Consider the following 25314-nt stretch of genomic DNA (forward strand, 5'->3'; position numbering starts at 1 on the left):
ATTGACTCCAGGAGTGGCTGGGCGCGACGAGAGAGGGGAAACCCGGTCGGCCTTGTGGATACTAGACCAGCAACAAGGTGTGAGCAACCTGAATACCCCTCGCATTCGTTCGCTTCAGTCCAGCATGTCGAAGGCCTGCGTCTCGACGTCGCCGAACGCGCGCGTGAAGGCGGCGAGCGCCGCGTAGAACCGCGCCTTCGGATGCTGCAACACAGCATCGCACAAGGCGGGCAGCCAGGGCTGGATGTGTTTGGAGAACAGGGCCTGCTGCTGCGTGAGGTTGGCCACCGCCACGTCCTCGCCGGCGATCAGGTAGCGCATGACCTCGAACAGGCAGGCGATGTGGTCCTCGGTTTCGTAGGTGGTCTCGGTGCGCGCCAGGCCCAGCCGGTCGAGGTCGTTGCGCAGCTGCACGAGCGGCTTGTCGTTGAGAAAACCGCTCAGGTAGTGCGAGCCGAACAGAAGGACCTCGGGCTTGCCGATGCCGCCGAAGAGCGCGTCGTATTCCTCGTGCGCGGCGGTCGCGCTGGTGTCGCGCGCGATGCCGACCAGCTGGCGCCACGGTTCTTCCAGAAAAGCGCCCGCGGCCGGCGCCTCGGTGGGCGCGACCTGGAAGGCTTCGAGCAGTTCGACGTCGGGCGCGGCGTACCAGAGCCGCGCCAGCAGGCCGTAGAGCTCGGCCCGCGCCACCTCCTCGTCGAGTGCGGACGTGGCGGGAAAGGTCTGGCTCATAGCGGGGCGATCTTCACTTCGTTGGTGGCGCTGTACAGGTCGATGACGCGGCAGTCGCTGCACATCTTGAGGCGCTCCAGCGCTTCGCCCTGGAACATCGCATGCCCGGCCAGCTTGCCGAGCATGGCCTCGATGGCTTTCTCTGTGCCGAAGGGTTTGCTGCAGCGGATGCAGGCCCAGGGCCTGGCCTCGTTCAGCAGCACGTGCTGCTTGCGCTCGGGCGCGGCCAGCAGGCGCGGCACGAGCGAGACGGCGTCTTCGGGGCAGGTGATTTCGCACAGGCCGCACTGCACGCAGTTCTTCTCGATGAAGCGCAGCTGCGGCGCGCTCTGGCTGTCCAGCAGCGCACCCGACGGGCACGCGCTCACGCAGGCCAGGCACAGCGTGCACTTGTCCTTGTCGACCGCGATGGCGCCCAGCGGCGATCCGGTCGGCAGCGCGAAAGCCAGCGGTGCATCGCCAGGCGTCTGCAGGGCCGGGGCCGCGCCCATCAGGTGGTCGAGCGTCATCTCGAGCCGGTCGCGCTTGTCGGCGCCGACGGCGAAGCGGGCGGCCGCGGCCGGCACGCGCTGCGTGGTCGTGCGCAAGCCGGCCAGCGCGGCGTCCAGAACGGCGGGCGCGTCGGCCTCGATCACGTGAAAGTGCGTGCCGGTGTAGCCCAGGCCCAGCAACAGCGCCTGCGCGACGTTCATCTGCTGCTTGAGCGCCGCGAGGTACTGCGGCGCCTCTTCGCCGGTGCACAGCACCGCGACCTGCGAGGCGCCGAAGGAAATCGCGCTGAGCCACAGGTCGATGCCGGTGCTGGCCGCATGAAAGAGGTCGACCGGAATCACGCGCGCCGGCACGCCCTGGGCCTTGCCGAGCTGCGCCTGGCGCCCGAGTTGTTCGAGCAGCGCCTGGCCGCCTTCCTGGCTGTGCAGCAGCAGCGCGGCATCGCGCCCGCCCGCCGCGGCGTAGGTGCCGAGCAGCTTGCGCAGCTTCAAGCCCTGGTCGGGCGCGCGCGGGTAGGTGTAGCCCAGCGCGCCCGTCGGGCACACCGTGGTGCAGGCGCCGCAGCCGACGCACAGGTTCGGGTTGACCACGATGCGCTGGCGTTGCGGGTCGCTGCTCACGGCATGGGCTGAGCACACATCGACGCAGGCGTTGCAGCCGACCACCTCGTTGCGGCTGTGCGCGCAGAGCTTCTGCTTGTAGTCGAAGAACTTTGGCTTTTCGAATTCGCCGACCAGCTCGCGCAGGCGCAGCAAGGTCTGCAGGCCCTCGGCCTGCGCGACGCCGCCGGGCAGGTGGAAGTAGCCTTGCGGCGGCGCGTGCCAGTCGATCTGCGGCGCGGTGCCGAGGTCGAGCACGAGGTCGAAGGCCGCGTCGAGCGCCTGGGCCTCGCGGCTGAAGTTGATGGCGCCGGCCACGCTGCAGGCGCGCTCGCAGTCGCGGTGCGAGGTGCAGCGCGCGTTGTCGATCTGGTAGTCCAGCCCGATCGCCTGCTCGGGGCAGGCGACCACGCAGGCGTTGCAGCGGGTGCACAGGTCGAGGTCGATCGCGTTGTCGCGCGTCCAGCGCAGCGTGAAGGCGCCGAGCCAGCCCTGGAGCGAATCGATGCGCCCGGCAATCACCGGCCAGCGGCGCGCCTGGGCGCCACCGGTGGCGCCGGGGCCCTGCGCGAGCAGGGTGACGTCGAGCGTGTCGCCGACCAGCGCCGCGGCGCGCTCGGCCGCATCGAGCGGTCCGATGATCAGCAGCCGGCCCTGGCTGGTGTAGGTCACGGTCGAGACGGGGTCGGGCTCTGGCAGGCTGGCGGCGGCCAGCAGCGCGGCGATCTTCGGCATCGCGCTTTTGGCGTCGCGGCTCCAGCCGCCCGTCTCGCGGATGTTGATGAAGCGGATCGGCGAGGTGGCGTTGGGCGTCTGCGTGGCGAGTTCGCCGAACAGCCGTTTTTCCTGGGTGCAGGCGACCACGACGTCGTCGCCGGACTGGATGGCGCGCTGGAAAGAGGTCGCCTCGCGGCGGCACAGCGACGAATGCAGCGGAAGGGTTTCAGCCAGTGCCGCGCCGAGCGTCTTCGGCTCGAGCGGCATCGTCTGGTTGCAGTCGCAAATCAGCGTGGTGGTCATCGGTTTCTTGGCTGGCGGGTTGCATCGGGGCAACCGGCGGGCTGGGAAGCGTTGCGGGATCCTGGGACTGTGCCACGTCCGTCGCCTCGGCGGCGTCGGGGGTTTCAGGGGGAATGTCTTCGGCGTCTTCGGGCTCTTCGTCGAAGAGCTTGAGGAACTTGGCGCTGGCCATCTGGCGCAGCACGCTCTCGGGCACGGGGGTGGACTGGGAGTAGTCGTCGACGTAGGTGTCGAGGCCGTCCATCACATTGAAATGCGGATCGGTAAAGAGCTTGCGGAAGGCCGCGTTCTTGACCTCGGGCGCCACCTGCTTCGTGAGGAAGGGCGTGTAGTCGGACTCGATGCCCAGCGCGTCCACGTCCGCAAGGGTCAACGGCGGCGCGGCGTCCGGGTCGGCTTCGGGCGGCAGGGCGGCCGGCGCCGCAACGAGGCCGGGCGCCGGAACAGGCTCATCTGCCGGCGGCGCCTTCTCTTTCTCTTCCACGACCGTCTCGGCCGCGCGCACTTCCTGCTTGCGGCGCGACCAGCGTCCGAGAAAACCCTCAGACATCGCCCGCACCCCGTCCGCGCTTTTTCTCGGTCGACACGCTCGCGGCGTTGCCGAAACGATCGACCAGCGACCGGAAACTCTCGGGCCGCCGGCGGCGCTTGGGCTCGATCACGTAGTGCTCGTCGACGAAGGCGCGCACCCAGTCGACCACCTCCGCGGGGGCCGGCACCTGCTCGACGGTTTCCTGCGCATCGAGCCAGCGCCCGGCCTCGTAGTAGCTCAGCGTGACCACGACCGGGCGCGGAATGGGTTCCGTGGACAGCGTCGCTTCCTCGTCCATGCGCCACAGCACGAACCAGCACGGTGTCGGCGTGATCGCGTTGAGGTGATAGCCCTCGGCCTCGTCGCGGAACAGCTCGACCTTGAAGCCGGGGTGCAGCCACTGCTGCTCGCCGCCGTCGTCGCGCAGCAGGCGCGGTTCGGTGCCGAAGCCGGGCTCGTCGGGCTGCACGCTGTCGAGCGTCCAGCGCCAGGGCTGCCAGTGGCTCGACGGGCCATGCAGGCGCTCGCGGCGCATGACCACCGCGACGTCGAGCGTCGGGCGGCCGGTGGGCGCGGTCGCAGGGGTGTCCGAGGAAAGCATTGGCCGAACCATAGCCGATGGCACGCGGGTCTGCGCGCAGTACCCCTCGATCGCCGACGCGCAAACCCGGGCATGCCGCGCCAGCGCGGTGGCGTAGCATTCCTGCATGGCCCCACTTGATGAAGACGACGCAGACGGCGCAGAAGAAGAGCCGCTGGCTTTCGACGCCGTGGCGCTGCCCCGGCGCGCCGATGCGCCGCGCCTGAACCCGGCGCGCGGCCCGCTGCTGCGCCGCATCGAAATCGTCGACCAGCACGGCGAGCGCCGCGACATCGACATCCCGGCGGAGCGGCCGTTGACCGTCTTTGTCGACAAGCGCGAACTCGTGACGCTCATGACCCTGGGCGCTGCGCCCGAACTGCTGGTGCTGGGCTACCTGCTCAACCAGAACCTGGTGCAGCGCGCCAGCGACGTCGAGAGCATCGACGTCGACTGGAGCGTCGAGGCCGCCGCCGTGAAGACGCACGCGGGCATCACCAACCTTACGGAAAAAACCGCGCACCGGGTCGTGACCACGGGCTGCGGACAAGGCACCGTGTTCGGCGATGCGATGGCGCAGATCGGCGCCGTGCGGCTGCCGACCGCGCAGACGGCGCGCATCGCGCAGGGCACGCTGCTGCGCATTCTCGAACTCATGAAATCGCGCCACAGCGTGCACCGGCATGCGGGCTCGGTGCATGGGTGTGCGTTGTTCCGCGGCACCGAGATGCTGGTGTTCGTGGAAGACGTCGGCCGGCACAACGCCATCGATTCCATCGCCGGCTGGATGGCCGTGCATGGCATCGACGGCGGCGACAAGGTTTTCTACACCACGGGCCGGTTGACCAGCGAGATGGTGATGAAGTCGGCCCACATGGGCGTGCCGATCATCGTGTCGCGCAACGGCGTCACCGCGATGGGGCACGAGCTGGCCAGCAAGCTCGGCATGACCTTGTTCGGCCGCGCCGCCAACCGCCACTTCCTGTGCTACTGCGGGTTCGAGCGCTTCGACGCCGAGCTGCCGGTGACCGCGCAGCCTCAGGCACTCACTGCCGACTGAGGGGCGTGCGCGGCTTACCCGCGCGCCACGTCGATCACCGCCTTCGCAAACGCCTCGGGCGCTTCCTGCGGCAGGTTGTGGCCGATGCCGCCGCTGACCAACCGGTGCGCGTAACGCCCCGAGAACTTCTTCGCATACGCACTGGGCTCCGGGTGCGGCGCGCCGTTGGCGTCGCCTTCGAGCGTGATCGTCGGCACGCCGATCACCGGCGCCTGGGCGAGCCGGTTCTCCAGCGCCTGGTACTTCGCCTCGCCCTCGGCCAGGCCGAGGCGCCAGCGGTAGTTGTGCACCGTGATCGCCACGTGGTCGGGGTTCTCGAAGGCCACGGCGCTGCGCTCGAAGGTGGCGGCATCGAAGTTCCACTTCGGCGAGGCGAGTTGCCAGATGAGCTTGGCGAAGTCGTGGCGGTTCTTCTCGTAGCCCGCGCGGCCGCGCTCGGTCGCGAAGTAGTACTGGTACCACCACTGCAGCTCGGCCTGCGGCGGCAGCGGCGCCTTGCCGGCTTCCTGGCTGCCGATGAGGTAGCCGCTGACCGACACCAGCGCCTTCACGCGCTCGGGCCACAGCGCGGCCATGATGCAGGCGGTGCGCGCGCCCCAGTCGCAGCCGGCCACGGTGGCGACGGGGATCTTCAGCGCATCCATCAGCGCGACGATGTCGACGGCCACCGCCGACTGCTGCCCGTTGCGCGGCGTGTCGGCCGACAGGAAGCGCGTGGTGCCGTAGCCGCGCAGGTACGGCACGATGACGCGAAAGCCCGCGGCGGCAAGCTGCGGTGCGACGTCGACGAACATGTGGATGTCGTAGGGCCAGCCGTGCAGAAGAATCACCGGCGCGCCGTCGGCCGGGCCGGCTTCGTAATAGCCGATGCGCAGGCTGCCGGCTTCGATGCTCTTGAGGGGCTCGAGGCGCCGGGTGCTGCCGGTGCTGGCGGATTGGGCGAAGGCGGGAACGATCGACGTGAGCTGCGTGGCGGCGAGGCCGAGTGCGGCCTTGCCGAGGAACGAACGGCGCAGCAGAAAGGGGGATGTAGTCATGGAAATTCCTGGGTTCGAAGAGGATGACGGCGCGATTGTTCGGCGCGAAGTCCGCCTGCTGACCGGCATCTGTATGCCTCTGTATCTGCGCCGGTTTCGGCCACACTAAATTTCAATCGCAGGCGCGCGCGAGGCCGCCTCAACGCAACGTGGTGTGTCGATTTCAGGTGGAGATACACAGGCATACGCAATGCCCGTTGTGCGGGGAGCAGGCGGCCAACAATCCGCCCGTCATCCACTCATCGCCCGAAGGACATCCCCATGACGCGCTCCCGCGGATTCAAGAAGCTCTGGTTCGCACTGCTGTTCTTTGCAGGCGGGTTCGCGCACGAGCTGCGCCACCCGACCCAGTGCCAGAGCGTGGCGTCGGTCAGTCTCTCGCTTCGACCGCCGAAGCGAGCACGTAGCCTTCGCTGCGCACGGTCTTGATGTAGCGGGGCTCGCGCGCATCGTCGCGCAGGCGCTGGCGCAGCCGGCTCACGAGCAGGTCGATGGAGCGCTCGAAAAGCTCGGCTTCGCGGCCTTGGGTCAGGCTGAGCAGCTGGTCGCGGCTGAGCACCTTCTGCGGGTGGTCGAGGAACACGCGCAGCAGCCGGTACTCGGCGCCGCTCAGCGCCACCATCACGCCCGCGTCGTCGATCAGGTGGCGCGCGACTGTGTCGACCTGCCACTCGCCGAACCCCAGCTTCTGCGAGGGCTCGACGGCGCCCATGTTCGGCGGCAGCATGCGCGTGCGCCGCATCACGGCGCGGATGCGAGCCAGCAGCTCGCGCGCGGAAAAGGGCTTGGCCAGGTAGTCGTCGGCGCCCATCTCCAGGCCCAGGATGCGGTCGGCTTCCTCGCTGCGCGCGGTGAGCATGAGGATGGGCGTGGCCTTGTACTTGCCGGTGCGCAGGTCGCGGCACAGCGTGAGCCCGTCTTCGCCGGGCAGCATCAGGTCCAGGATGATCAGGTCGAAGGGCCCCGACGCCTCGAGCGCAGCGCGCATGTGGCGCCCGGTGGGCACCGCGACCACGCGCAAGCCGTTCTTCACCAGGTAGGTGGTGAGCAGTTCGCGGATGTCCCGGTCGTCGTCGACGATGAGGATGTGGTCGGAGGTCTTGGGCGTCATGGCGGGATGGACAGTGGCGGCACGGCGCCGCAGCCGCAATGTAGCGTTCCGGCGGCGCGCCGGCAGCGGCTGTTGAAACGTAGTGTGTGGGTTTCCGGCGCAGATACACAGGCATACAGAAGGCGATCCGGCAGGGGGAGGGCGGCCCAACAATCCGTCCGTTTCTCCACCACCCTGCACCCAAGGAACCCCCATGACCCGCATCGACAAAGTCCTCTACACCGGCAAGACCCGCACCTCTTCGGGAGGTCGCGACGGCGAGGCGCGCAGCTCGGACGGCCGCCTGGACATCAAGCTCTCGTCGCCCGGCAGCGCCGGCACCGGCACCAACCCCGAGCAGCTGTTCGCCGCCGGCTGGTCGGCCTGCTTCATCGGCGCGATGGGCAAGGCGGCCGGCAAGATGAAGGTCGCACTGCCGCCCGACCTGACCGTCGATGCCGAGGTCGACCTGGGCACGGCGGGCGGCGAGTACTTTTTGCAGGCACGCCTGAACGTGAGCCTGCCGGGCCTGGACCGCGAGGTGGCGCAGGCCCTCACGGAGGCCGCGCACCAGACCTGCCCCTATTCCAAGGCGACCCGAGGCAACATCGACGTTGCCATCCACCTGGTGTGAGCCCGCTGCGCTGACGCATCGCCACGCCGCCTACCGACGAAGGTGTTCATGTCCACTCCCGCGAGTCCCGTTGCGAACTCATCCGGTACCGCGCCGCGCTGGCGCCGGCTGCTGCCCGGCTCGCTGTATGCCCGCGTGACGCTGATCATCGTGGTGGGCCTGGCGATCGCGCAGCTGCTCACCTTCGCGGCGATCCGCTACGAGCGGAACATGGCGCTTCGCGAGCTGATGATGATCGGCATCGAGCGCGACATCGCGAGCTCGGTCGCCATCCTCGACCGGCTCCCTGCGGCGGAGCGCGCCGGCTGGCTCGACAAGCTCGAGCGGCGCAACTACCGCTTCGTGCTGGGCGGCACTGCACAGGGCGACGCGCCCGCCTCGGAGGCTTCGCGGCAGTTTGCCGTGGCCATCGTCGATGCGATGCGCCCGTTCCCCGTCGTCAAGGTCGGCGAGGTGGCCTGGCCGCCCGAGGGCCTGCAGATCGAGGTGCGGCTGGGCGACGGGTCGTCCGTGGTCGTGCATGCCATGCGCGTGGGCATGCCGGTGTCGGGCTGGGTGATGTGGCTGCTGGTGGGGCAACTGCTGGTGCTGGCCGTGTGCGCCTGGGTCGCGGTGCGGCTGGTGACACGGCCGCTCGCGCAGCTGTCCGCCGCGGCCGACCAGCTCGGCCCCGACCTGAAGAGCCGCACGCTGGCGGAAGAGGGCCCCACCGAAGTGGCGCACGCGGCGCGCGCCTTCAATGCCATGCAGCAGCGCATCGCGGGCTACATGTCGGAGCGCGTCGAGATCCTGGCGGCCATTTCGCACGACCTGCAGACGCCCATCACGCGGATGCGCCTGCGCACCGACCTGATGGACGACACGCACGACCGCGAGAAATTCCGCCAGGACCTGGACGCGATGAACGCGCTGGTGCGCGAAGGCGTGACCTATGCGCGCACGCTCCACGGCGCCACCGAGCCGCCGCTGCGCATCGACGCCGATGCGCTGTTCGAAAGCATGGTGGCCGACTACGAAGACGTGGGCCAGCAGGTGCGGCTCGACGGCCGGGCCGGCGCGCCGATCGTGAGCCGCCCGAATGCGCTGCGCCGCATCCTCATGAACCTGATCGACAACGCGCTGAAGTTCGGCACCGACGTGACGCTTCGTGTGCAAACCAGAGATGGCCGCCTCGTGGTGAGCGTGCTCGACAACGGCCCGGGCATTCCCCCCGACGAGCTCGACGCAGTGCTCAAGCCCTTCTACCGCGTCGAAAGTTCGCGCAACCGCAGCACCGGCGGCACCGGCCTGGGCCTGGCCATCGCGCACCAGCTGGCCATGGCCATGGGCGCCGAACTCACGCTGCACAACCGCGCCGAAGGCGGGCTCGAGGCGCGGCTGGCGTTGGCCGCCGCGCCCGCTCGCTGAAGCCAATCCAACACCTTTCACACCATGCTCATCCTCTTCATCGCCTACCTGGGCGGGGTGCTCACGATCCTGAGCCCCTGCATCCTGCCGGTGCTGCCCTTCGTGTTCGCGCGCGCCGACCGGCCGTTCCGCTCGCACGGCCTGCCGATGCTCGCGGGCATGGCGCTGGCCTTTGCCGGGGTCGCCACGCTGGCCGCGGTGGGCGGCGGCTGGATCGTCACGCTCAACGAATACGGGCGCTATGCGGCCATGGCAATGCTTGCGCTGTTCGGTGCGACGCTGCTGTTCCCGCGCGTGGCCGATCGCCTGAGCCGGCCGCTCGTGGCGCTGGGCTTGCGCATGTCCGACGCGCAGGGCTCGGCGTTTTCACCGCTGTGGCTGGGCGTGGGCACGGGCCTGCTCTGGGCGCCGTGCGCGGGGCCGATCCTCGGGCTGATCCTGACGGGCGCGGCGCTCAACGGTGCGAGCGTCGGCACCTCGCTGCTGCTGCTCGCCTATGCCGCCGGCGCGTGCACGTCGCTCGCGGCGGCGCTGCTGTCGGGTGGCCGGTTGCTCGCGGCGCTGAAGCGCACGTTGCCGACCGGCGAAGGGGTGCGGCGCATCGCCGGCGCGGCGGTGCTGGCGGGCGTGGGCGCCATCGCGCTGGGGCTGGACACTGGATTGCTCGCGCGCCTGTCGCTGGGCACGACGTCGGCACTGGAGCAGGCGCTAGTGGACTCGCTCCGCAAAGACACGCCGCAGGCGCAACGCGCAGACGCCGGCTTCCTGCGCGTCTCGGACCCCCGTCCGGCCCCGGTGCCCGCGCACAACCTCCGCGTCGAAGGCCGCCTGCCGTCGCTGGCTGGTGCGACCGAATGGATCAACTCGCCGCCGCTCACGCCCGAGGCCTTGCGCGGCAAGGTGGTGCTGATCGACTTCTGGACCTACTCGTGCATCAACTGCCTGCGCACGCTGCCCTACGTGCGCGCGTGGGCCGACAAGTACAAGGACGCGGGCCTGGTCGTCCTCGGCGTGCATGCGCCGGAGTTCGCGTTCGAAAAAAACCCGGCCAACGTGCGCAAGGCCGTGAAGGACCTGGGCATCGGGTTCCCGGTGGCGCTGGACAACGACTTCGCCATCTGGCGTGGCTTCGACAACCAGGCCTGGCCGGCGTTCTACTTCGTCGATGCGCAGGGGCGCATCCGCCATCACCAGTTCGGTGAGAACCGCTACGACAAGGCCGAGCAGGTCATCCAGCAACTGCTGGCCGAGGCCGGGCAGGCCCAAGTGGCCGCTGGATTGGTGGCGCCGCTGGGGCAGGGCACCCAGGCCGCGCCCGCCGCCGAGCCGGCGCAGTCCGGCGAAACCTACCTGGGCCATGCCCGTGCGCACGGCTTTGCGTCGCCCGGCGGCATCGCGCGCGACCGTGCGAAGGCCTACGAGCCCGCGGCTTCATCGCTGCGCACCAACCAGTGGGCGTTGGGCGGCGACTGGACTGTGGAGGCCGAGCGTGCCGTGCTGAACCGTGCCGACGGCCGCATCGCCTACCGCTTCAAGGCGCGCGACCTGCACCTGGTGCTGGGGCCGATGGCCGACGGCAAGCCGGTGCGTTTCACGGTGCGGGTCGACGGCCAGCCGCCGCTGGCGGACCACGGCGCGGACACCGATGCCCAGGGCCACGGCGTGGTCGATGCGCAGAAGCTGTACCAGCTGGTGCGCCAATCAGCGGGCGGTGGCAGGGAGCGGCTGTTCGAGATCGAGTTTCTCGACGCCGGCGCGCAGGCCTACGCGTTCACCTTCGGGTGAGGGCGGCTGACGTCAGGGCGCAACGCGCGCTGCGTTGACGGCCCGGCAGGTGTCGACTTCCAGTCGCGTGGGCAGCGCAAAGCAGCGCGCGTCCGCCTCGCGTGCAACGGCTTCGCGCAGCTGGCGTTCCTGCGCGGTTTCCACCTGCAGCTCGACGAGCCACTTCATGAGCAGCGCCATCACGACCAGCAGCACCACGGATGCAGCGAGCAAGGTCGTGCGCCAACTCTGGACGCGGAAGACGGAAGCGTTGGACGTGCTCATGTCTTGACCCTCAGCGCGACAGCTGCGGAAAGATCCAGAGGCTCATGCCGAGCACCACGCCCGCGCCGAGCGACATGGCCGCCGCGGTCGCGAACAGGCAGGCCACCACCAAGCTCGGCACGACCACCGACATGCTCAGGAACGTGATGGCCACGAGCACGTAGGCCAGCACGGGCAGCAGCGCGATGTAGGTCGGCCGCGAGGTGCCGGCCGGCAGTTCGTCGGGCGTCATGTCACGCAGAAACGGGTTCAGCATCGCGGGCGATCAGCAGTTGCCCTTCTTGGCCTGGCCCGGCGGGCAGAAGTTGCCGCCCTTGTGCGCGGGTGCGGGCTCTGCACGCGGCGGCGCGTGGTGGTGCACACAGGCGCTCATGAGAACGGATGCCGCCAGCGCGAGCATCACGGTGATCGTGGATTTGGTGGATTGGGTCATGGGAACTCCCTGCTTTGATTTCTTGTGCACCTAGGGTGCTTGAGGGCTGGACAATAGTTGTCTCATTAACAATCCCACAGGGAAATGCTCACATTTGTGAGCGAATTGAAGGGGGTGCGGTCAATCTCCGTGCGGGATTGCGCAGTACTTCACACCTGTGCGACCGACCGGTCGCCGCCGAAGAACCGCTACATTGCATGCCCCATGGACCGCCTCGAGAACATAGAGACCTTCGTGCGGGTCGCACAGACCCAGAGCTTTGCCGAGGCCGCGCGTCAGATGCGGGTGTCGAAGTCGGTGGTGACCAGCCGCGTGAAGCAGCTCGAAGACCATGTCGGCGCGCCGCTGTTCCACCGCAGCACGCGCGTGGTCCGGCTCAGCGACGTGGGGCAGGCCTTCCTGCGCGACTGCGTCGAGCTGGTCGGCCGGGCCAACAACATCATGGACCAGATGCGCGACGCCAAGGACGGGCCCACCGGCACGCTGCGCGTGCATGCGCTCACCGGCTTCGTGCTGGGGCATTTCGCGACGCTGCTGCGGGCCTTCCAGGTGAGCTTTCCGGACATCCACCTCGAGCTCATCGTGAGCGACGCGGTGGTCGATCCGGTGAAGGCGGGCGTCGACTGTGCGCTGCAGATTTTTCCGGCGGCGTCGACCGAGCTGGTGTCGCGCCCGCTGTTCCCGGTGCGCCGCGTGTTCTGCGCCACCCCCGAGTACCTGGCCGCGCACGGCCGGCCCGCGAGCCCGCGCGAGCTGCACAAGCACACGCTCGGCCTGTACTCGGGCTACCCCACGCGCGACCGCTGGACCTTTCATCATGCGGGTGAACAGGTCACGCTGTACATGAGCGCCGCGCTGCTCACCAACAGCGTCCACCTGCTGCGCGAATACGCCATGGAGCACGCCGGCATCGTCTGCCTGCCGACGCTGGTGGCCGGCGAGGCGATCCTGCGCGGCGACCTGGAAGTGGTGCTGCCGGCGCACCAGCTGTCGTCGTTCTCGCTCAGCGCGGTGTACGCGGGCACCTCGCGCAATGCGTTCAAGTTGCGGCTCTTCATCGAGCACCTGACCCAGGCGTTCTCGAAGGTGCCGCCGTGGGACGCGGCCATGATCGAACGGGGCCTGCTGCCGCCGGGCCTGATCTCGGACGCCTGACGCGAACGCCGTCCGTTCCGGGGTAAACCCTGTGCATTGAACGGATTTGCCGAACAATGCGGCCCGCGTTTCGGGCCTACCGCTGTGGCCCTTCGTTTCCTACAGTGCAGACATCGCAGCCGCCACGCTGCATCGTCCGGCACCTCAGGAGACACCATGACCGTCGCATACCAGACCCGCTTCGGGTCCCTCAAGCATTTCGAGAAAGGCCACGTCGAGCCCATCGACGACGACGTGCGCCACTACGCGTTCTCCAACTGCTTCGAGATCGCCAGCATCAGCGCACCGTACGAGAAGGTCGTGTTCGGCCAGAACCAGATCTATGTGCTGGAAACGCTGCGCGCCGAAGGCACCTCGCCCTGGTACACGAGCGCGCACGACGAGTTCGCGCTGGTGATGGACGGCGAGGTCGAAGTGCACCTCGTGCAGCTCGATGCGGCCCAGACCGTGGCCGACACCGAGAAGAACGGCGCCGTGCGCGTGAAGGGCGAACCCCAGGGCAAGAAGATGGGCTGGATGAAGCTCTCGCGCGGCCACCAGGGCCTGCTGCCGAAGAACACCGCCTACCAGTTCCGCGTGGCCGGCGACCCCGGCGTGATCGTGCTGCAGACCTGCAAAGGCGACCTCTCCGTAGAGAAGTGGGCCGACATCTGCCAGACGCACTGAACGCACCCGAATCCAGGAGCCACACCATGAACGCACCCGCAGAACTCGCCAAGGTCCTCGCATCGCAGCCCCACGCCACGCTCGGCTACAAGGATTTTTCGCTCGGCAGCTTCGGCTTCCGCCGCGACGAGTACTTTGCCCACATCACCTGGAAGACCCGTGACGGCCGTCCCATGAGCCACACCATGGACGCCGGCAGCTACCTGCGTGCGCTGATGCGCGACGTGGCCTGGGGCTTCTTCTACGGCTGGGTCAACTTCGACAACGTTTTTGGCACCATCAACCACTACGACTCGGTCGACCTGTACGCCGGCAGCTTCAACGGCACCATGAAGGACGCGGGCATCGACCTGCTCGAGAACTTCCCCACCGCGCAGATCCGCGCCACCTTCGAGGCCATGCTCGACGACTGGACCAACGAGAGCTTCGACCCTTTCGCCGCGCCGCAGGAAACCGGCTCGGCCTACGGCCGCAAGAGCGGCAACAACACCGCCAAGATCACCCGGGCGCGCGAGCTGGCCAAGCGCTGCGTGGGCCTGAAGGGCGACCTCGACCTGCGCAGCGACGAACGCGGCGCGCCGATCAACCGTGCTTTTGCCGACGTGCCGCAGGCCCAGCCCGAGCTGCACCCCGAGCCCGGCTTCGAGAACGAGGTGCACGCCTTCAACCTCTTCGGCTTCCTGAGCCGTTCGCAGGTGACGTGGAACCCGAGCTTCACCTCGGTGGTGAAGCACAGCTACATGTGCCCGACGACCGAAGAGCACATCCTGCCGATCATCCATGGCAACGACCGCGTCGAGTGGTTCTTCCAGATGACCGACGAGATCCACTGGGACTGCGGCGACAAGAACACCGGCAAGCCCATGGCCCGCGTGATCATGAAGGCCGGCGACATGGCCGCCATGCCCGCCTACTGCCGCCACCAGGGCTTCAGCCCCAAGCGCTCGATGCTGCTGGTGTGGGAGAACGGCTCGCCGAGCCTGGTCTTCGAGATCCAGAAGGGCGAGTCGCCCGAAATTCCGGTCGAGTTCTGACCGGCCGGCCCGCCTCCTTTTTTCCCTCCGCCACCCATCCATCCAACCCTCCCCGCGCGGGAGGGCGAGGAGAACCCATGCCTGCTCTTTCCATCCGCCACCAGCTTTTCATCGACGGCCGTTTTGTCGATGCCGAATCCGGTGAGACGCTCGCCACGCTGAACCCGCACGACAACACGCCCATCGCCCAGGTCGCGCTGGCCGGCAAGGCCGACGTCGACAAGGCCGTGGCCGCCGCGAAGCGCGCGTTCCCCAAGTGGAGCCGCATGGCCGCCGCCGACCGTGGCCGCATCCTGCTGAAGCTGGCCGACCTCATCGAGGCCAACGGCGAAGAACTCGCGCGGCTCGAATCGCTCGACACCGGCCACCCGATCCGCGATTCGCGCCGGCTCGACGTGCCGCGCACCGCCGCGTGCTTCCGCTACTTCGGCGGCATGGCCGACAAGTTCCAGGGCGAAACCATTCCGGTGGAAGAGGGCTTTCTCAACTACACCCTGCGCGAGCCCGTCGGCATCGTCGGGCAGATCGTGCCGTGGAACTTTCCGCTCATGTTCACGAGCTGGAAGATGGCGCCCGCGCTCGCGGCCGGCAACTGCATCGTGATGAAGCCGGCCGAGATCACGCCGCTCACGTCGCTGCGCATCGCCGAGCTGATGGCCGAGGCCGGCGTGCCGCCCGGCGTGGTCAACATGCTGCCGGGCCTGGGCAGCGTGGCGGGCCAGTACATCGCGGAGCATCCCGAGATCGCGAAGATCGCTTTCACCGGCAGCACCGCCACCGGCCGGCGCATCGTGCAGGCCAGCGCGGGCAACCTGAAGAAGGTGCAGCTCGAGCTCGGCGGCAAGGGCCCCAACATCGTGTTCGAGGACGCGAACCTGCGGGCCGCCGTGAACGGCAGCGCCTGGGCCATCTTCCACAACCAGGGGCAGGCCTGCATCGCGGGTTCGCGCCTGATGCTGCACGAGAAGATCGCCGACGCCTTCCTCGAACAGTTCATTCCGCTCGCGCAGTCCATCCGCCTGGGCAATCCGCTCGACGAGAACACCGAGATGGGCCCGCTCACCAGCGCCCAGCACCGCGACCGCGTGCTGAGCTATGTCGAGGTGGCGAAGGCGCAGGGCGGCGAGGTGCTGGCCGGTGGTACCTCGCCCGGCGGCGATCTGGCACAAGGCTGCTACGTCGAGCCGACCGTGGTGCGTGCGAAGTCATACCAGGACCGCGTGGCGCAGGAAGAAGTGTTCGGCCCCTTCGTCACCGTGCTCACCTTCAAGAGCGACGAAGAAGCGATGCAGATCGCCAACGGCACCGACTACGGCCTGGGCAGCGGCCTGTGGACCAACAACCTGCAGCGCGCCCACAAGGTGGCGCGCGACCTGCACGCCGGCATGGTCTGGATCAACAGCTACAAGCGCGTGAACCCCGGCTCGCCCTTCGGCGGCGTGGGCCAGAGCGGCTACGGCCGCGAGATGGGCTTCGACGCGATGCGCGAGTACACGCAGGTCAAGAGCGTGTGGGTCAACGTCGACGCGCAGATTCCGCCGCACTTCGTGCGCTGACGCTTTCCTGTTCTTCCTCAACCCACGGGCGCACACGATGTCCTTCTCGATCCTTTCCCGGGCCCTGGTCGCCTGCACCTTGCTGTTCGGAATGGCTGCACAAGCGCAGACGCCGGCCTGGCCTTCCAAGCCCGTGCGACTGGTCGTCGGCTTTCCGCCGGGCGGCATCGTCGACACCGTCGCGCGGCAGTTGCAGCCGCGCCTGCAGGCCGCGCTCGGCCAGACGGTGATCGTCGACAACCGCAGCGGCGCCGGCGGCACGCTGGCAGGCGCCGAGGTGGCCCGCGCGGCGCCCGACGGCCACACGCTGCTGATGGTGTTCGACAGCTACGCGACCTACCCGCTGGTCTATCCGAAGCTGAGCTTCGACATCGCGAAAGACCTGCAGCCCGTGACACAGGTCGCGAGCAACCCGCTGGTGCTGGTGGTCAATCCGAAGGTCGAGGCCAAGGACTTCGTGCGCTTCGTCGGCCAGCTCAAGGCGCAGCCGGGGCGCCTCAACTACGCCAGCGTCGGACCGGGATCGAGCAACCACCTCACGGCCGAGTACTTCAAGGCCGTGAGCGGCACCTTCGTCACGCACATCCCTTACCGCGGCGGTGGCCCGGCCCAGCAGGACCTGCTGGGTGGACAGGTCGAGATGATGTTCCTCTCCGCCGTGCTGGCCCAGCCGCATGTCAACGCGGGCCGGCTGCGCGCCCTGGCACAGACGGGCGCGCAGCGCGTGCCCGCCTATGCCGACGTGCCGACCGTGGCCGAGAGCGGCTACTCCGGCTTCGAGGTGAACTCCTGGGTCGGCCTGCTGGCCCCGGCCGGCACGCCGCGCGCCGTGGTCGACCGGCTGCAGGCCGAGGTGCGCAAGATCGTGACCGAGCCCGCCTTCCAGCAGCGGCTGCGCGAACAGGGCCTGACGGGCATCGCTAACACGCCCGAGCAGTTCGCCGCCGTGCTGCGCACCGAGCAGGACAAGTGGACCCGGCTGGTGCGCGAGCGCCGCCTGAGCCTCGAGTAGCCGGAAAGCGAAAGCACGCCATGTACGACTTCATCCACACCACCCATCCGCAGCGCGTGGTGTTCGGTGCCGGTTCGCTGCGCCACCTGGCGCGGGAGATCGATGCGCTGGGCGCGAAGCGGGCGCTGGTGCTCTGCACGCCCGAGCAGCGCCCGCAGGCCGAGCGCGTGGCGGCGTCGCTCGGTGCGCAGGCGGCCGGTCTGTTCGACCGTGCCGTGATGCACGTGCCCGTCGAGACGGCGCGCGAGGCGCGTGACCTAGCGCGCCAGCTCGGCGTCGACTGCGCCGTGGCGCTGGGCGGCGGTTCCACCACGGGGCTGGGCAAGGCCATCGCACTGGAGTCCGGGCTGCCGATCGTCGCCATTCCCACCACCTACGCGGGCAGCGAGATGACGCCGATCTACGGCCTCACCGAGAACGGCCTGAAGAAGACCGGCAAGGACCCGCGCGTGCTGCCGCGCACCGTGATCTACGACCCCGAGCTGTCGCGCACGCTGCCCGTGGGCCTGAGCGTGACGAGCGGCATCAACGCCATCGCGCACGCGGCCGAAGGCCTGTACGCGCAAGACAGCAACCCGGTGATGGACCTGATGGCCGAGGAGGGCATCGCCGCACTTGCACGCGCACTGCCGGCGATCCGCGTCCAGCCCGACGGCCTGGCCGCACGCTCCGACGCGCTCTACGGCGTCTGGCTCTGCGGCGGCGTGCTCGGCGCGGTGGGCATGGCCTTGCACCACAAGCTGTGCCACACGCTGGGCGGCAGCTTCAACCTGCCGCACGCCGAGGTGCACACGGTGGTGCTGCCGCATGCGCTCGCGTTCAACGCGCAGGCCGCGCCGCGTGCCATGGCGCGCATCGCGCGCGCGCTCGGCGGCGTGTCGGCACCGGCGGCGGTCTATGCGCTGGCACGCGACAACGGCGCGCCGGTGGCGCTGAAGGACATCGGCATGCGCGCCGCCGACCTCGATCGCGCGGCCGACATCGCCGTCGCCAACCCCTACTGGAACCCGCGGCCCTTCGGCCCGGCCGAGCGCGACGCGATCCGCGCGCTGCTGCAGCGCGCCTTCGACGGCGAGCCGCCGGGTTAGCCCACGGCGCGGGCACGGACACACACACGAACAACGAAGGAGACAGCCATGACATTCAACCGCAGACAGTTCACGCAGGCCACCGCCGCACTCGTGGCCTCGGGCGCCACACCGCTGGCGTTCGCCGCCGACACGCTCAAGATCGGCTACGTGTCGCCGCAGACCGGGCCGCTCGCGCCCTTCGGCGAGGCCGACAAATGGGTGATCGAGCAGATGAAGGTTGCCTTCAAGGACGGCATCTCCGTCGGCGGCAAGAAGTACGCCGTGCAGATCGTGCTGAAGGACAGCCAGTCGAACCCCAACCGCGCGGGCGAGGTGGCGAACGACCTGATCCTGAAGGACAAGGTCGCGCTCGTGCTCACCGCCGGCACGCCCGAGACCGCCAACCCGGTGAGCGACGCCTGCGAACTCAACGAGGTGCCGTGCATTTCCAGCGTGGTGCCGTGGCAGCCGTGGTTCTTCGGCCGCAAGGGCGATCCGGCGAAGGGCTTCAACTGGACCTACCACGTGTTCTGGGGGCTCGAGGACGTCATCGCCACCTTCACTGCCGGCTGGAAGACCGTGGCCACCAACAAGAAGGTCGGCGGCCTGTTCCCCAACGACGGCGACGGCAACGCCTGGGGCGACAAGGAGCTGGGCTTTCCGAAGCCTCTCGCACAGATGGGCTTCACGCTCACCGACCCCGGCCGTTTCCAGAACGGCACGCAGGACTTCAGCGCGCAGATCGCGGCCTTCAAGCGCGACAACGTCGAGATCGTCACCGGCGTGGTGATCCCGCCCGACGCCAAGACCTTCCTCACGCAGGCGCGGCAGCAGGGATTCAAGCCCAAGGTGATCACGCTGGGCAAGGCGCTGCTGTTCCCGGGCGCCATCGAGGCACTGGGCGAACTGGGCGACGGTCTCTCGACCGAGGTGTGGTGGAGCCCGTCGCATCCGTTCAGCTCCAGCCTCACGCAGCAAAGCGCCAAGGCGCTGGCCGAGGCCTACGAGGCCGGCACGAAGAAGCAGTGGACGCAGCCCATCGGCTTTGCGCATGCGCTGTTCGAGGTGGCGGCGAACGCGCTGTCGCGTGCCAGGTCGCTGAAGTCGGGCGACGTGCGTGACGCCGTGGCCGCGACCTCGATCAACTCCGTGGTCGGCCCCGTGAAGTGGGGCGGCCAGGGGCCGTTCAAGAACGTCAGCAAGACGCCGCTGGTGCTCGGCCAGTGGGGCAAGGGCAAGCAGCGCAAGGTGGAGCTGACGCTGGTGAACAACGAGGCCGCGAAAGCGATTCCCACCAGCGGCGCGCTGCGCCTGCTCTGAGCGGCCGCTGCCATGACGCTGCTGGCATTGCATGGGGTGAGCAAGTCCTTCGGGGCGCTCAAGGTCACGGACGGCATCACGCTGTCGGTGACCGAGGGCGAGACGCTGGGCATCCTCGGGCCCAACGGCGCGGGCAAGACCACGCTGTTCAACCTGATCTCGGGCGACGCGCGCGTCGATGCCGGCCGCGTGGAATACGCCGGCCGCGACGTGACGCGCCTGCGCCCGCACCAGCGCTGCCGCGCCGGCATCGGCCGCAGCTACCAGGTGCCGCAGCCCTTCGGGCACATGAGCGTGTTCGAGAACCTGGTCACCGCCGCCTGCTTCGGCGGCCAGCAGGCCGAGCGCGAGGCGTGGGAGACAGCGCACGAGGTGCTGGGCCAGACCGGCCTGGCGGCGCACGCCAACAAGCCGGCCGGCGGGCTCACGCTGCTCGACCGCAAGCGGCTCGAGCTGGCGCGCGCGCTCGCGACCAAGCCGCGCCTGCTGCTGCTCGACGAGATCGCGGGCGGGCTCACCGAGCCCGAGGCGGCGGTGCTGGTGGCGGAACTCAAGCGCATCAAGGCGCGCGGCGTGACCATGATCTGGATCGAGCACGTGGTGCATGCGCTGCTGTCGCTGGCCGACCGGCTGTTCGTCATCAACTTCGGGCAGCAGCTCGCGGAAGGCGCGCCGCGCGCGGTAATGAACGACCCCGAGGTGCGGCGCGTGTACATGGGGATCGAGGCATGACTGCGACCTGTCTTCGCATGGCTCCTTCCCCTTCCGGGGGAAGGTTGGGATTGGGGCACGACGGCGCCGGTTTCGCCGCGGCGCCTCATCGAACGCCGCTGGCCCCCACCCCAGCCCTCCCCCGGAAGGGGAGGGGGAAAAGACCATGACTGCACTGCTCGACACCCACGGCCTGCGGGCTTTCTACGGCGATGCCCAGGCGCTGTTCGGCATCGACTTCACGCTGTCGGCCGGCGAGCTGGTGGCGATCATCGGCGCCAACGGCGCGGGCAAGTCGACCTTTCTCAAGAGCCTCACGGGGCTGCTGCGCGCGCCGTCCGAAGCGATCCGCTTCAAGGGCGCGCCCATCGGCGGCCTGCCGCCCGGCGAGATCGTGCGGCGCGGCCTGGCGATGGTGCCGGAAGGCCGGCGCCTGTTCCCGAGCCTGAGCGTGGAAGAGAACCTGCTGATGGGCGCCACGCCGCGCCGCGCGGGGCCGTGGAACCTGCAGCGGCTGTACGGCCTGTTCCCGATCCTGGCCGAGAAGCGGCGCCAGCCTGCCACCTCGCTGTCAGGCGGGCAGCAGCAGATGGTGGCGCTGGGCCGAGCGCTCATGAGCAACCCCGAGCTGCTGCTGTGCGACGAACTGTCGCTCGGCTTGGCGCCGGTCGTCATCCGCGAGATCTATGCGGCCATGCCGGCCATCACGGGGGAGGGCATGACGGTCGTGATCGTGGAGCAGGACGTGCGCATGGCGCGGCAGGTGTCGCAGCGCGTGTACTGCTTCCAGGACGGGCGCGTGTCGCTCACGGGGCGCTCCGACGAACTCACGCCCGAGCAGATTTCGCAGGCTTACTTCGGCATCGAGAACTCCCATGCTTGAAACCCTGCTCCAAGGCGTGCTGCTCGGCGGCCTCTACACGCTGTTCGCGCTCGGCCAGTCGCTGATGTTCGGCGTCATGCGACTGACCAACACGGCGCAGGGCGACTTCATCATCCTGGGCGCCTTCGCGGTGATCGCCGGTGTTTCGATGACCGGCGCGTCTGTGCCATGGCTGGTGGTGCTCGCGGTGCTGCCGCTGGCCTTCGGTTTCGGCTACCTGCTGCAGCGCCATGTGCTCAACGGCACGCTGGGCAAGGACCCGCTGCCTTCGCTGGTCGTGACCTTCGGCCTGTCGATCGTGATCCAGAACCTGCTGCTGGAGCTGTTCTCGGCCGATCCGCGCGCGATCGAGGTCGGTGCGCTGGCCACCGCGTCGGTGCCGCTGGGCGATGCACTGGCGCTGGGCGCACTGCCGCTGGTGATCCTGGCGGTCGCGGTGGCGGCCACGGCCGTGATGCAGTGGATGTTCGCGCGCACGCCGCTGGGCCGCACCTTCCGCGCGGTGTCCGACGACCGCGAGATCGCCGAGCTGATGGGCCTGAAGGCCAAGCGGGTCTACGCGCTGGCCACGGGCATCGCCTTCGTGCTGATCGCCATCGCCGGTGCGCTGCAGGGCATGCGCACCACAGTGTCGCCGTCGGACGGCCCGCTGCTACTGCTGTTCGCCTTCGAGGCCGTGATCATCGGCGGCATGGGCTCGTTCTGGGGCACGCTGGCCGGCGCCATGATCCTGGGCATCGCGCAGCAGATCGGTTTTCGCATCGACCCGGGCTGGGGCATCTGGTTCGGCCATCTCGTGTTCCTCGCGGTGCTGGTGCTGCGGCCGCAGGGACTGTTTCCGAAGACACGTGGCTGAGGCCCGGAACCATTGAAACGATCATGGCGAACACATATTTCGAGGTGACATGCAGCACCGCTGCGAGCCGCTGGGCGTTGTGGGTGGCGAGCGCGCTCGTGGTTCTGGCGGCCAGTCTTCCGTTCTGGGGCGAGCCGAGCTGGATGCGCGAGTTCGTCGAGATCGCCTGCTACTTCATCTTCGCGATGATGTGGAACCTGCTCGCCGGCTACGGCGGCATGGTCAGCATCGGGCAGCAGGCCTTCTTCGGCTTCGGCGGCTACGTGATGCTGATGCTCGGCAACTTCGCGGGCGTGAATCCGTTCGTGGCGATTCCGCTCGGCGCGCTGGCCGCCGCGCTGATCGCGGTGCCGGTGTCCTTCGTGGCGTTCCGGTTGTCGGGCGGCTACTTCGCCATCGGCACCTGGGTGATCGCCGAGGTGTTCCGGCTCAGCTTTGCCAACGTGTCGGCGGTGGGCGGCGGCTCGGGCACCACGCTCACGGCGCTGCGCGGCATCGAGCGCGCGACGCGCGAAAGCGTCACCTACTGGATGGCGCTGGCCTGCGTGGTGGCGGCGGTGTCGCTGGTCTACCTGTTCCTGCGCAGCCGCTTCGGGCTGGCGCTGCTGGCGATCCGCGACAACGAGATGGCCGCCGAATCGCAAGGCATTCCGGTGGCGCGCATGAAGCTCGCCGTGTACGTCGTGGCGGCCTTCGGCGCCGGGCTGGCGGGGGCGCTGTACTTTGTCGGCAACCTGCGTATCAGCCCCGACGCGGCCTTTGCGCCGAACTGGACCGCCTTCGCGATCTTCATGGTCGTGATCGGCGGCATCGGCCGCATCGAGGGGCCGCTGGTGGGCGCGCTCGTGTTCTGGGCGCTGAACAAGTTCTTCAGCGACTACGGCACCTGGTACCTGCTCGGGCTCGGGCTGCTGGCCATCGTGGTCACACTCTTCTTCAAGCAGGGGTTGTGGGGCTGGGCGCAGCAGCGCTGGGCCTGGTCCCTGTTCCCGACGCAACGGCGCCTGATGATGCCGCCGCATGCGCTTTCTTCTTCCGACCTGGAGCCCGACGCCCATGCGAAACATCGATGAACACACCATCACCGCCGCCGTGCTCGACCGCATGGCGGGGTGCGAGGACGCGCGGCTGAAAGAAGTGATGTCGGCGCTCGTGCGCCACCTGCACGACTTTGCGCGCGAGGTGAAGCTGACCGAGGCCGAGTGGGCCGCCGGCATCGACTTCCTCACCGCCACGGGCCAGAAGTGCGATGCGCAGCGCCAGGAGTTCATCCTGCTGTCGGACACCCTGGGCCTGTCGATGCTCACCGTGGCGATGAACCACGCGAAGAGCCCGCAGGCCACCGAGGCCACCGTGTTCGGCCCCTTCCACGTGGCCGACGCACCGCGGCTGCCGCTGGGCAGCGACATCGCGGCCGGCGCGGTGGGCGAGCCGCTGTTCGTGGAGGCCACCGTGCGCGGGCGCGACGGCGAGCCCATCGCCGATGCGGTGGTCGATGTGTGGGAGGCCGATGCCGAAGGCTTCTACGACGTGCAGCGGCCCGGCGATCACGCGCAGGGGCGGGCGGTCTTCCGCACGAACGCCGAGGGCCGGCTGTGGTTTCGCGGCGTGGCGCCGGTGGCCTATCCGATTCCCACCGACGGGCCGGTGGGCGCGATGCTGCGTGCGACCCGGCGGCATCCGTGGCGGCCCGCGCATGTGCACTTCATGGTGCAGGCGCCGGGCTACGAGACGCTCATTACGCACGTCTTCCGCGAGGGCGACCCGTACCTCGACAGCGATGCGGTGTTCGGCGTGCGCAGCTCGCTGATCGGCGACTTCGCGGCGCATGCCCCGGGCCGCGCGCCCGACGGCAGCCTGCACGAGGGGCCGTTCCACACGCTGGACTTCGCTTTCGTGCTTGAGCCGGCCGGGGGCTGATGAGGGGGCCCGCGAACCGTTTCGTCGTTTCGCCGCCTCTATGTCAGGTGTCCATCCCCAAGGAGCCCTGCACCATGTGTCCTGTTTCGATCACCTGGCATCTGCTTCGCGGCGCGGGCGCCCTGGCGCTCATCGCGCTGGCGGTGTTGTTGTCGTCCGCGCATCCCTGGACCGTGCCGCCGGCCCTGGTCGGCGCCTTGCTGCTGCTGCGCGGCTGCCCGATGTGCTGGCTCGTCGGGCTGCTCGAAAGGCTGTCTGCGCGCAAGGCGATCAAGGCGTCCGAGGCCACTTCCCAGAGGGATTGAGAGCGTTCGGCCTTCGCGAAATGGAAGGCTGATCCGGGATTCCATCGGCCCGGGTCGAGGGGTCGACGTCCCTTTAGTGTGAGTTTGTTTGCACCGCATGACAAAAGAACGGAGCTACTTGTTTCCGTTGGTCAATATCGGCACTTTTCCCTATCGACTGTTCATAAACGTTAATACATTCCACTCCATTGTGAGAGGCATGTGGGAGCGATGAAAAGGGAACCGATGGTGGACAGGGTGGAACAGAAAAACGGCCGTGTGGTGGTGCTGACGGACTCTGGCGAAGAGATCGACTGGCTGCGAAGCCGGTTGAAGGACGTCGGCTTCAGCCCGCTGTGTGTGGTCAACGAGGAAGACCTGCTCGAGGCTGCGTCGATGCCGGGCGTCGGGTTGTTCCTGCTGATGGGTGAGGCGATGGAGTGCGCGCTGCCGGAGATCCTGTTCGGCATCGGTGCCAGCCGTTCGGCCACGGCGCCGGTGGTCGTGCTGACCCGGTCGCGCGGCGTGCTGGAAACGGCCCGCGTGTCGGTGTTCGACGTCGACGATTTCCTGGTGAACCCCTGGAATGCGGAAGAGGTCGTGGCGCGCGTGTCGTCGCTGTGCGGCACGAAGTCGCTGCGCAGGAACGCGAAGCCGCACGGCCTCTACGGTTTCCAGCTCGTGCGCAGCCGCCTCGCGGTCGAGTACGCGAGCCGCGAAGCCATCATGACGCCGAGCGAATTCGAGATTGCCCGGGTGCTGGTGCGCCACCTCGACACGCCCGTGTCGCGGCAGCAACTGCCCCAGGGGCCCCGATGCAATGGCGAGCTGGGGGCCAGCCGGTCGCTCGACGCGCTGGTGTCCCGCGTGCGCAAGAAGCTGGAATTGATCGTGTGCGGTGAATTCCGCGTGCGCTCGCTCTACGGCGTGGGCTACACGCTGGAGCGCGCGCACCACCGGCACGGCAAGTGAGCCGTCGCGGGCATTGCCCGCGGCATCCGAAGGGGTGACGCAAGGTCACCTTGAAAAAAACAGACGCCCGCCGATCCGCTTTTGGATTGAAGCCGGGCGTCAACAGACCTGTGAATTAATTCCGGTGAGGTGAGCCGGTTCGGACGGACTTGAATTGAATTCAAGTCAATGGCGCAGCCATGTCCGTTTGAATGGAATTGGATTTTGAAA

The 25314-nt window shown here is 68.6% G+C and carries 27 protein-coding genes; 18 read left to right on the forward strand and 9 right to left on the reverse strand.

Going from position 1 to position 25314, the window contains the following annotated elements:
* Nucleotides 1-114: 114 nt before the first annotated feature.
* From IG196_RS09050 to IG196_RS09065, 4 genes are read right to left on the reverse strand one after another with little or no spacing between them, the layout of a single operon-like run.
* The gene (locus tag IG196_RS09050) at nucleotides 115-732 is read right to left on the reverse strand and encodes a molecular chaperone (protein WP_192195873.1); all 618 of its coding nucleotides are present in this window, start codon (nucleotides 730-732) and stop codon (nucleotides 115-117) included.
* Nucleotides 729-2807, reverse strand: coding sequence for a 4Fe-4S dicluster domain-containing protein (locus tag IG196_RS09055; RefSeq protein ID WP_192196962.1), 2079 nt, complete (start codon nucleotides 2805-2807; stop codon nucleotides 729-731). The genes IG196_RS09050 and IG196_RS09055 overlap by 4 nt, the downstream gene beginning before the upstream one ends.
* A complete protein-coding gene (locus IG196_RS09060; protein WP_192195874.1) occupies nucleotides 2767-3393 on the reverse strand; it encodes a DUF3306 domain-containing protein in 627 nt (208 codons plus the stop codon). The genes IG196_RS09055 and IG196_RS09060 overlap by 41 nt, the downstream gene beginning before the upstream one ends.
* A complete protein-coding gene (locus IG196_RS09065) occupies nucleotides 3386-3976 on the reverse strand; it encodes a DUF3305 domain-containing protein (RefSeq protein ID WP_192195875.1) in 591 nt (196 codons plus the stop codon). Before IG196_RS09065 ends, IG196_RS09060 begins: the two co-directional genes overlap by 8 nt.
* Before the next feature lie 106 nt (nucleotides 3977-4082).
* On the opposite strand from IG196_RS09065, the gene IG196_RS09070 reads away from it, so the two are divergent.
* Nucleotides 4083-5015: a formate dehydrogenase accessory sulfurtransferase FdhD gene (locus tag IG196_RS09070; RefSeq protein WP_192195876.1), complete on the forward strand. Its 933-nt coding sequence runs from the start codon at nucleotides 4083-4085 to the stop codon at nucleotides 5013-5015.
* A 14-nt stretch (nucleotides 5016-5029) separates the two neighbouring features.
* Here IG196_RS09070 and IG196_RS09075 read toward each other — a convergent pair whose 3' ends face one another.
* Both IG196_RS09075 and IG196_RS09080 read right to left on the reverse strand, forming a co-directional pair.
* Entirely contained in the window at nucleotides 5030-6052 is a 1023-nt protein-coding gene (locus IG196_RS09075; protein ID WP_192195877.1) for an alpha/beta fold hydrolase, read from the reverse strand.
* Nucleotides 6053-6422: 370 nt separating this feature from the next.
* Nucleotides 6423-7163, reverse strand: a complete 741-nt coding sequence (locus IG196_RS09080; protein WP_192195878.1) for a response regulator — start codon at nucleotides 7161-7163, stop codon at nucleotides 6423-6425.
* 193 nt (nucleotides 7164-7356) lie between these two features.
* Here IG196_RS09080 and IG196_RS09085 point away from each other — a divergent pair, with 193 nt between their 5' ends.
* The 3 genes from IG196_RS09085 to IG196_RS09095 are packed head-to-tail and all read left to right on the forward strand — an operon-like array spanning nucleotide 7357 to nucleotide 10968.
* Nucleotides 7357-7776: an organic hydroperoxide resistance protein gene (locus IG196_RS09085; protein ID WP_192195879.1), complete on the forward strand. Its 420-nt coding sequence runs from the start codon at nucleotides 7357-7359 to the stop codon at nucleotides 7774-7776.
* A gap of 48 nt (nucleotides 7777-7824) precedes the next feature.
* Entirely contained in the window at nucleotides 7825-9183 is a 1359-nt protein-coding gene (locus IG196_RS09090; RefSeq protein ID WP_192195880.1) for an ATP-binding protein, read from the forward strand.
* A 24-nt stretch (nucleotides 9184-9207) separates the two neighbouring features.
* A complete protein-coding gene (locus tag IG196_RS09095; protein WP_192195881.1) occupies nucleotides 9208-10968 on the forward strand; it encodes a cytochrome c biogenesis protein DipZ in 1761 nt (586 codons plus the stop codon).
* 12 nt (nucleotides 10969-10980) lie between these two features.
* Here the strand turns inward: IG196_RS09095 and IG196_RS09100 are convergent, their stop codons facing one another.
* Genes IG196_RS09100 through IG196_RS09110 form a run of 3 tightly spaced genes read right to left on the reverse strand, consistent with a single transcriptional unit; the run spans nucleotide 10981 to nucleotide 11665 of the window.
* Complete coding sequence (locus IG196_RS09100; RefSeq protein WP_192195882.1) at nucleotides 10981-11232, reverse strand: general secretion pathway protein GspL; 252 nt, start codon at nucleotides 11230-11232, stop codon at nucleotides 10981-10983.
* 10 nt (nucleotides 11233-11242) lie between these two features.
* Nucleotides 11243-11488 carry a hypothetical protein gene (locus tag IG196_RS09105; protein ID WP_192195883.1) on the reverse strand — a complete coding sequence of 82 codons (246 nt, stop codon included), beginning with the start codon at nucleotides 11486-11488 and terminating at the stop codon, nucleotides 11243-11245.
* A gap of 9 nt (nucleotides 11489-11497) precedes the next feature.
* Nucleotides 11498-11665 carry a hypothetical protein gene (locus tag IG196_RS09110; protein ID WP_180839010.1) on the reverse strand — a complete coding sequence of 56 codons (168 nt, stop codon included), beginning with the start codon at nucleotides 11663-11665 and terminating at the stop codon, nucleotides 11498-11500.
* Between the two features lie 204 nt (nucleotides 11666-11869).
* Between IG196_RS09110 and IG196_RS09115 the strand changes: the two genes are divergently transcribed.
* The 14 genes from IG196_RS09115 (at nucleotide 11870) to IG196_RS09180 (ending at nucleotide 25104) form a co-directional block, all read left to right on the forward strand.
* Nucleotides 11870-12820 (forward strand): LysR family transcriptional regulator, encoded by a 951-nt coding sequence (locus tag IG196_RS09115; RefSeq protein ID WP_192195884.1) that lies wholly within the window; start codon nucleotides 11870-11872, stop codon nucleotides 12818-12820.
* A gap of 156 nt (nucleotides 12821-12976) precedes the next feature.
* Nucleotides 12977-13486, forward strand: coding sequence for a hydroxyquinol 1,2-dioxygenase (locus IG196_RS09120; RefSeq protein ID WP_192195885.1), 510 nt, complete (start codon nucleotides 12977-12979; stop codon nucleotides 13484-13486).
* Nucleotides 13487-13512: 26 nt separating this feature from the next.
* Complete coding sequence (locus IG196_RS09125) at nucleotides 13513-14520, forward strand: hydroxyquinol 1,2-dioxygenase (RefSeq protein WP_192195886.1); 1008 nt, start codon at nucleotides 13513-13515, stop codon at nucleotides 14518-14520.
* Nucleotides 14521-14612: 92 nt separating this feature from the next.
* Nucleotides 14613-16076, forward strand: coding sequence for an aldehyde dehydrogenase family protein (locus IG196_RS09130; RefSeq protein WP_192196963.1), 1464 nt, complete (start codon nucleotides 14613-14615; stop codon nucleotides 16074-16076).
* Nucleotides 16077-16113: 37 nt separating this feature from the next.
* Complete coding sequence (locus tag IG196_RS09135; RefSeq protein ID WP_192195887.1) at nucleotides 16114-17088, forward strand: tripartite tricarboxylate transporter substrate binding protein; 975 nt, start codon at nucleotides 16114-16116, stop codon at nucleotides 17086-17088.
* Between the two features lie 20 nt (nucleotides 17089-17108).
* Nucleotides 17109-18176: a maleylacetate reductase gene (locus IG196_RS09140; RefSeq protein ID WP_192195888.1), complete on the forward strand. Its 1068-nt coding sequence runs from the start codon at nucleotides 17109-17111 to the stop codon at nucleotides 18174-18176.
* A 48-nt stretch (nucleotides 18177-18224) separates the two neighbouring features.
* Complete coding sequence (locus IG196_RS09145) at nucleotides 18225-19478, forward strand: ABC transporter substrate-binding protein (RefSeq protein ID WP_192195889.1); 1254 nt, start codon at nucleotides 18225-18227, stop codon at nucleotides 19476-19478.
* A 12-nt stretch (nucleotides 19479-19490) separates the two neighbouring features.
* Nucleotides 19491-20210 (forward strand): ABC transporter ATP-binding protein, encoded by a 720-nt coding sequence (locus tag IG196_RS09150; protein ID WP_101492394.1) that lies wholly within the window; start codon nucleotides 19491-19493, stop codon nucleotides 20208-20210.
* Nucleotides 20211-20355: 145 nt separating this feature from the next.
* On the forward strand, nucleotides 20356-21072 hold the full coding sequence (locus IG196_RS09155; protein ID WP_192195890.1) for an ABC transporter ATP-binding protein: 717 nt from the start codon (nucleotides 20356-20358) through the stop codon (nucleotides 21070-21072).
* Nucleotides 21065-21928, forward strand: coding sequence for a branched-chain amino acid ABC transporter permease (locus IG196_RS09160; protein WP_192195891.1), 864 nt, complete (start codon nucleotides 21065-21067; stop codon nucleotides 21926-21928). Before IG196_RS09155 ends, IG196_RS09160 begins: the two co-directional genes overlap by 8 nt.
* A gap of 23 nt (nucleotides 21929-21951) precedes the next feature.
* Entirely contained in the window at nucleotides 21952-23001 is a 1050-nt protein-coding gene (locus tag IG196_RS09165) for a branched-chain amino acid ABC transporter permease (RefSeq protein ID WP_192195892.1), read from the forward strand.
* Nucleotides 22985-23848, forward strand: coding sequence for an intradiol ring-cleavage dioxygenase (locus IG196_RS09170; protein ID WP_192195893.1), 864 nt, complete (start codon nucleotides 22985-22987; stop codon nucleotides 23846-23848). Before IG196_RS09165 ends, IG196_RS09170 begins: the two co-directional genes overlap by 17 nt.
* A gap of 74 nt (nucleotides 23849-23922) precedes the next feature.
* Nucleotides 23923-24153, forward strand: coding sequence for a hypothetical protein (locus IG196_RS09175; protein WP_192195894.1), 231 nt, complete (start codon nucleotides 23923-23925; stop codon nucleotides 24151-24153).
* A gap of 237 nt (nucleotides 24154-24390) precedes the next feature.
* Entirely contained in the window at nucleotides 24391-25104 is a 714-nt protein-coding gene (locus IG196_RS09180; RefSeq protein ID WP_192195895.1) for a response regulator transcription factor, read from the forward strand.
* The last annotated feature ends 210 nt before the right edge of the window (nucleotides 25105-25314 follow it).

The sequence above is a fragment of the Variovorax sp. 38R genome, from assembly GCF_014843395.1.
GTDB lineage: Bacteria > Pseudomonadota > Gammaproteobacteria > Burkholderiales > Burkholderiaceae_C > Variovorax > Variovorax paradoxus_H.